1 protein-coding gene and 1 pseudogene are annotated in these 5,979 nt (G+C 42.1%); both read left to right on the top strand.

Annotation, left to right across the window (positions count from 1 at the left end; genetic code table 11):
- Positions 1–116 precede the first annotated feature (116 nt).
- A pseudogene (locus H6G97_RS43510) lies at positions 117–4,211 on the top strand (beta strand repeat-containing protein); the annotation flags it as partial.
- A gap of 702 nt (positions 4,212–4,913) precedes the next feature.
- Entirely contained in the window at positions 4,914–5,333 is a 420-nt protein-coding gene (locus H6G97_RS43505; RefSeq protein WP_190946714.1) for a hypothetical protein, read from the top strand.
- Positions 5,334–5,979 lie beyond the last annotated feature (646 nt).

The following is a 5,979-nucleotide window of genomic DNA, read 5'->3' as shown; positions in this document are numbered from 1 at the left end:
TTTAAGTTCTTCTTCGCTCTCTGCGATTTCAATCTTAAAAGGGCGGCTCATGGTTATTTTAATTTATAGAGTTTGTTTTCTCTATTATATGCACCTTCATATAAAATTGGTATAAGGGTACAGCTAACCTATTTCTAATTAATCCTAACGGCATTATTTTTGGTCAGAATGCTCAATTAAATATTGGTGGTTCTTTTGTTGGAACTACAGCGAATGCACTGCAATTTGGAAATCGAGAACTTTTTAGTGCTACTGATAAAAATATTCCTTCACCCTTGTTGACAGTTAATCCTTCAGCATTATTGTTTAATCAAATTAATCAAAACGGAGGGATTCAAAATAATTCAGTTGCACTCGCAGGAAAAGATCCAGCGGGTTTAAATGCATTAGGTTTACGAGTACCAGATGGTAAAAGTTTACTGCTGGTGGGTGGTAATGTCAGTATGGATGGGGGGCGATTAAATGCTAATGGTGGAAGAGTGGAGTTAGGGGGGTTAGCAGAAGCTGGTAGTGTAGCGCTAGGTATAGATGGCGATAATCTCAGCTTAGGATTTCCTGATAATGTTGCGCGAACTTCGGTATCCCTTACTAATCAAGCAGGTATATATGTAGAAGGCGCTGGTGGCGGTAATATTGCAGTTAATGCCAGGAATTTAGAAATATTAGGAGGAAGTATTTTAAGCGGTGGTATTGGGCAAGGTTTGGGGACACCTGAAACTGTTGCGGGAGATATTACGCTTAATGCTAGCGGAGAAATCAACGTTGCTGGTGGGAGCATAGTTCAAAATCTTGTGCGTTTGGGTTCACTTGGCAATGGGGGTAACATTACTATCGATTCTGGTTCCTTCTCATTAGGCGATCGCGCTCGACTTGAAGCCTCAACTTCAGGACTTGGTAATGCGGGGAATGTGACGGTGCAGGCACGAGATGCTGTTTCTCTAAATAATGCTTCCATCTTTAGCACGGTGGAAGAAGGAGGTGTCGGTAAAGGTGGCAATATCGACGTCAATGCTGCAACCCTCTCGCTAAAAAATGGCGCTCAACTGCTAACCCTTACTCGTGAAGCATCTACTACCCAGCCAGCAGGACAGGGGGATGCGGGGAATGTCAATATTAATATTATGGGCGCTGTTGATATTGCTGGGAGAAAAAACAATTTACGCAGTGGGATTCGCAGCCTGGTGAATACGGGGACAGTTGGCAATGGGGGTAACATTACTATCGATTCTGGTTCATTATCATTACAAGATGACGCTCGACTTATTGCCTCAACTTATGGACTTGGTAATGCGGGGAATGTGACAGTGCAGGCACGAGATGCTGTCTCTCTAGATGATGCTTCTATCCTTAGCACGGTAGAATCTGGGGGTATAGGTAAAGCAGGTAATATCGACATCAATGTTACAACGCTGTCACTTACTAATGGCACTCGACTTACTGCCTCAACTTCAGGACAAGGGAATGCGGGGAATGTGACAGTGTGGGCACAAGATACTGTTTCCCTTGCAGATGCTTCTATTTTCAGCACTGTGGAAGAAGAAGGTGTCGGTAAGGGAGGTAATATCGACATCAACGCTGCAACCCTCTTGTTAAGAGATGACGCTCAACTTGTTGCCTCGACATTTGGGCAAGGAAATGCGGGGAATGTGACAGTGTGGGCACAAAATACTGTTTCTCTAGGTGATGCTTCCATCTTCAGCACGGTGGGATCAGGCGGCGTAGGTAAGGGTGGCAATATTGACATCAGTGCTGCAACACTATCACTGATTGATGGCGCTCAACTGTTAACCAATACTCGTAAAGCCTCTGATACCCAGCCAGCAGGACGGGGGGATGCGGGAAATGTCAATGTGAAAGTGACTGGCGCTATTGATATTGCTGGGGAGAAAAACGGTTTATTAAGTGGGATTTTTAGCCAGGTGGAAACTGGGGCAGTTGGCAATGGAGGAAACATTACTATCGATTCTGGTTCTTTATCGTTACAAGATGGCACTCGACTTACTGCCTCAACTTCAGGACAAGGGAATGCGGGGAATGTGACAGTGTGGGCACAAAATACTGTTTCCCTTGCAGATGCTTCTATTTTCAGCACTGTGGAAGAAGAAGGTGTCGGTAAGGGAGGTAATATCGACATCAACGCTGCAACCCTCTTGTTAAGAGATGGCGCTCAACTTGTTGCCTCGACATTTGGGCAAGGAAATGCGGGGAATGTGACAGTGTGGGCACAAAATACTGTTTCTCTAGGTGATGCTTCCATCTTCAGCACGGTGGAAGCTGGGGGTGTAGGTAAAGCAGGTAATATTGACATCTTTGCTACAACGCTGTCACTTACTAATGGCGCTCGACTTGTTGCCTCAACATTTGGGCAAGGAAATGCAGGGAATGTAACAGTTCAGGCACAAGATACTGTTTCTCTTGGTGATGCTTACATTTTCAGCACGGTGAGATCAGGCGGCGTAGGTAAAGCAGGTAATATTGACATCTTTGCTACAACGCTGTCACTTACTAATGGCGCTCGACTTGTTACCTCAACATTTGGGCAAGGAAATGCAGGGAATGTAACAGTTCAGGCACAAGATACTGTTTCTCTTGCAGATAATGCTTACATTTTCAGTACAGTGGAATCAGGGGGCATAGGTAAGGGTGGCAATATTGACATCAGTGCTGCAACACTATCACTAATTGATGGCGCTATACTGCTAACCAGTACTAGTGAAGCATCTACTACCCAGCCAGCAGGACAGGGTGATGCGGGGAATGTCAATGTGAAAGTGACTGGCGCTATTGATATTGCTGGGGAGAAAAACGGTTTATTAAGTGGTATTCGCAGCCAGGTGGCAGCAGGGACAGTTGGCAATGGGGGTAACATTACTATCGATTCTGCTTCATTCTCATTAGGCGATCGCGCTCAACTTGTTGCCTCAACTTCAGGACTTGGTAATGCGGGGAATGTGAAAGTGCGGGCACAAAATGCTGTAACTCTAGCAGATAATGCTGCCATCTTCAGCACAGTGGAAGCGGGAGGTGTTGGTAAGGGAGGTAATATTGACATTAACGCTGCAACACTATCACTAATTGATGGCGCTCAACTGCAAACTGCTACTAGTGGTGCATCTGCTACCCAGCCAGTAGGACGGGGGAATGCGGGGAATGTCAATGTTAATGTTACAGGTAGTGTTGATATTGCTGGGGAGAAAAATGGTTTTGCCAGTGGGATTTTCAGCCAGGTGCAAACGGGGACAGTTGGCAATGGGGGTAACATTACTATCGATTCTGCTTCCTTCTCATTACTTGATGGCGCTCAACTTAGTGCCGAAACACTTGGGCAAGGTAATGCAGGCACAATTAAAGTTAATGCTGCTGATTTTTTCACCATTTCTGGTAACAATTTTAACTTTAACAGTGGCTTGTTTGTTGACTCCCAAAGTCCGACGGGTACTGCTGGAGATATTATCGTTACCTCACCTAGAGTTACCCTAGACAACAGTGGCACAGTTAACGCCCAATCTGCATCGGGTAACGGTGGCAACATCAACTTACAAACTGATTTACTGCTTCTGCGTCGTGGCGCTGAAATTTCTACCACCGCAGGCACAGCCCTAACTGGTGGTAATGGTGGCAACATTAATATTGATGTCCCGTCGGGCTTCATCATTGCTGTCCCAAGCGAAAATAGCGACATCACTGCTAATGCTTTTACAGGCACAGGTGGGAGAGTAGATATCCGAGCCTTTGGTATATATGGTATTGAGTTCCGTGAAAGTCCAACTCCCTTGAGTGACATCACTGCTAGTTCAGAATTTGGTACACAAGGTACTGTAGAACTTAATACACCTGGTATCGACCCCAACAGTGGTTTAGTTGAGTTGCCAACAGTACCAGTTGACACCCAACTAGCCCAAGGTTGCTATAGTCCTGGTTACGCTCAAAACCGATTTGTGATTACCGGACGCGGCGGTTTACCATTTAATCCTAAAGACATTCTCACTCCTGATGCAAGCCAAGTAGATTGGGTGTCTTTTAAACCCACTAACAACAACCGTTCCCTACCACCTATTACTAGCAAACCGGCTATCTCCACTCCCAAACGCATTGTTGAAGCTACAGGTGCAGTGCTAAACGCCAAAGGACAAATAGTCCTCAGCGCTAATTCATCCACTGCTACTCCTCGTACTTTTGGACAAAACCCAACTCAGTGCAGTGGTAGCTAAAGCTACTCCAATTTTTGGTGTATCCTGTTTGCTCATGTTATTCAGTAGCCTGGCAACAGGACAAAGATGGGAGAATGGCGCAGCCTCAAAGTGACGGTTACGATTGATGTAATCGGCTCATTGCTGATGTGTTTTAGATAGGCGCTAGAGGAGCTTATTATTTAGTATAATTTAATACTAAAACATCTTTTATTACTACTTATAAAAGTTTTAAATATTAAGTTTAAAATCTTAAATTTTAACTACATAATGCTTTTAGCTTGATCAAGTCGTTAGTACCTAATGTATAGTGTCATTAAAGATTTTCATTTTAAGTCATGGCCACGGCAAAAAAAGTACTTTCAAGATGCAGGTCATAAAAAGAAGATATGGGACAAGCAAGGGCGGTAGTGAAAGAAAAATAGTAAACTTTGTCAATGGGATTTCTACAAGAGACTACCCAGGTTATTTATGCTTTAAACAATACGTCAACTAGGATAAAAAAAAATTCGCCCCAACTTTATGAAGTTTTACTAAAGACTGCATAATTCTTACAAACCAGACTGAGTAATTAGTCAGGTGTGAAGTTGATGTAGCAAAAAAGGCTTAAGACCCTATATGCTGGATTCTCTGATTTCCAGTATTTGCTCGTAGAACTTGCATTAATTAATACATCACAAAATTATTTCATACATCTATCAGTCTGAAAGGAAAACAAAACTCATGGAATCTCAAAAATTAGAGCCGATAGCTATTGATTCGCCAAACTTACAGCAGTTACCAGACTATGAATCTGAAAAATTAAACTTAAAAGTCATTAATTCGCAAAGCCTACAGCAGTTACAAGAAGATATTAACAAAGAAATTCGTCAGCTATTGAAGAACTCTAACCTGAGCCAGACCCTTAAAAAATACGGCTTATCAGGACAAAAAATTCTAAAGGTTCAGTGTTCACTCGACATAACTCAATTTATTAGTGGAGATAGTAGCAAGGGGGATCAAACCGAAAACAATCCATCAGTAGAAAATACAGAAATAGGACAAAAAATTACAGAATTTTCTATGGGCGGATTTTGTTACCCTTGTTTAGGGATTGACTTGCAACCTGACCCTGACTACCCTGATGGTTGCTGGGTAGATTAATCCTTTTTTGTTACTGTTGAAGAATCTAATCGCTGAAGGAAGGAGTTTCGGAGCTTTTATCTTTCGCTCATAGCTGTAAATTTAAGTTACTGCTAGAAAATAAAGCCTCAAAGGTTTACTTAACCCTCTTTTGTCACTCTCGGAAAACAATAATCGAAGCTAAATTCTAAAACTTTGATTTGATAGCACTTTTAGCCTTTATTTTCTAACAGTAACTAAAGTTTGTAGCTAAAATCTGAAAATTAAAGATCCGAAAGGCTTTCAGCGATTGGCTTCTCCTAAAGTGACAAAAGAGGGGTAATTAAAGTTTCACAATCTTGCTTTGATTATTGTTTTCCAAAAGTGACAAAACAGGATTAAAATTAACTTAAGTCTCATGTCGTTATGCTGATAAATGCTAGTAAGAACCGGAATTTTTACAAGCATTTCTGCAATAGGAAATCTAAATGAATTTTGATGGGGTAATACTTATCCTATACCTATGTATTTTCAAATTTGCTACTAGTGAATAGTTGGCTTATCATCAATACCTTTACAGGACTTACGCAACTGGCACAATGCGAGCGCCAATTACTAGTACATAAGTATTATTTGAATCTGATTCCAAATGCCTTGTATTTGTAATAAAAGCTGGTGTATTGGAAGC

The organism is Nostoc flagelliforme FACHB-838 (assembly GCF_014698065.1).
Lineage (GTDB): Bacteria > Cyanobacteriota > Cyanobacteriia > Cyanobacteriales > Nostocaceae > Nostoc > Nostoc flagelliforme_B.
Note: the sequence above shows the minus strand (reverse complement) of the source record. Positions and strands in the feature narration are given on the sequence as shown.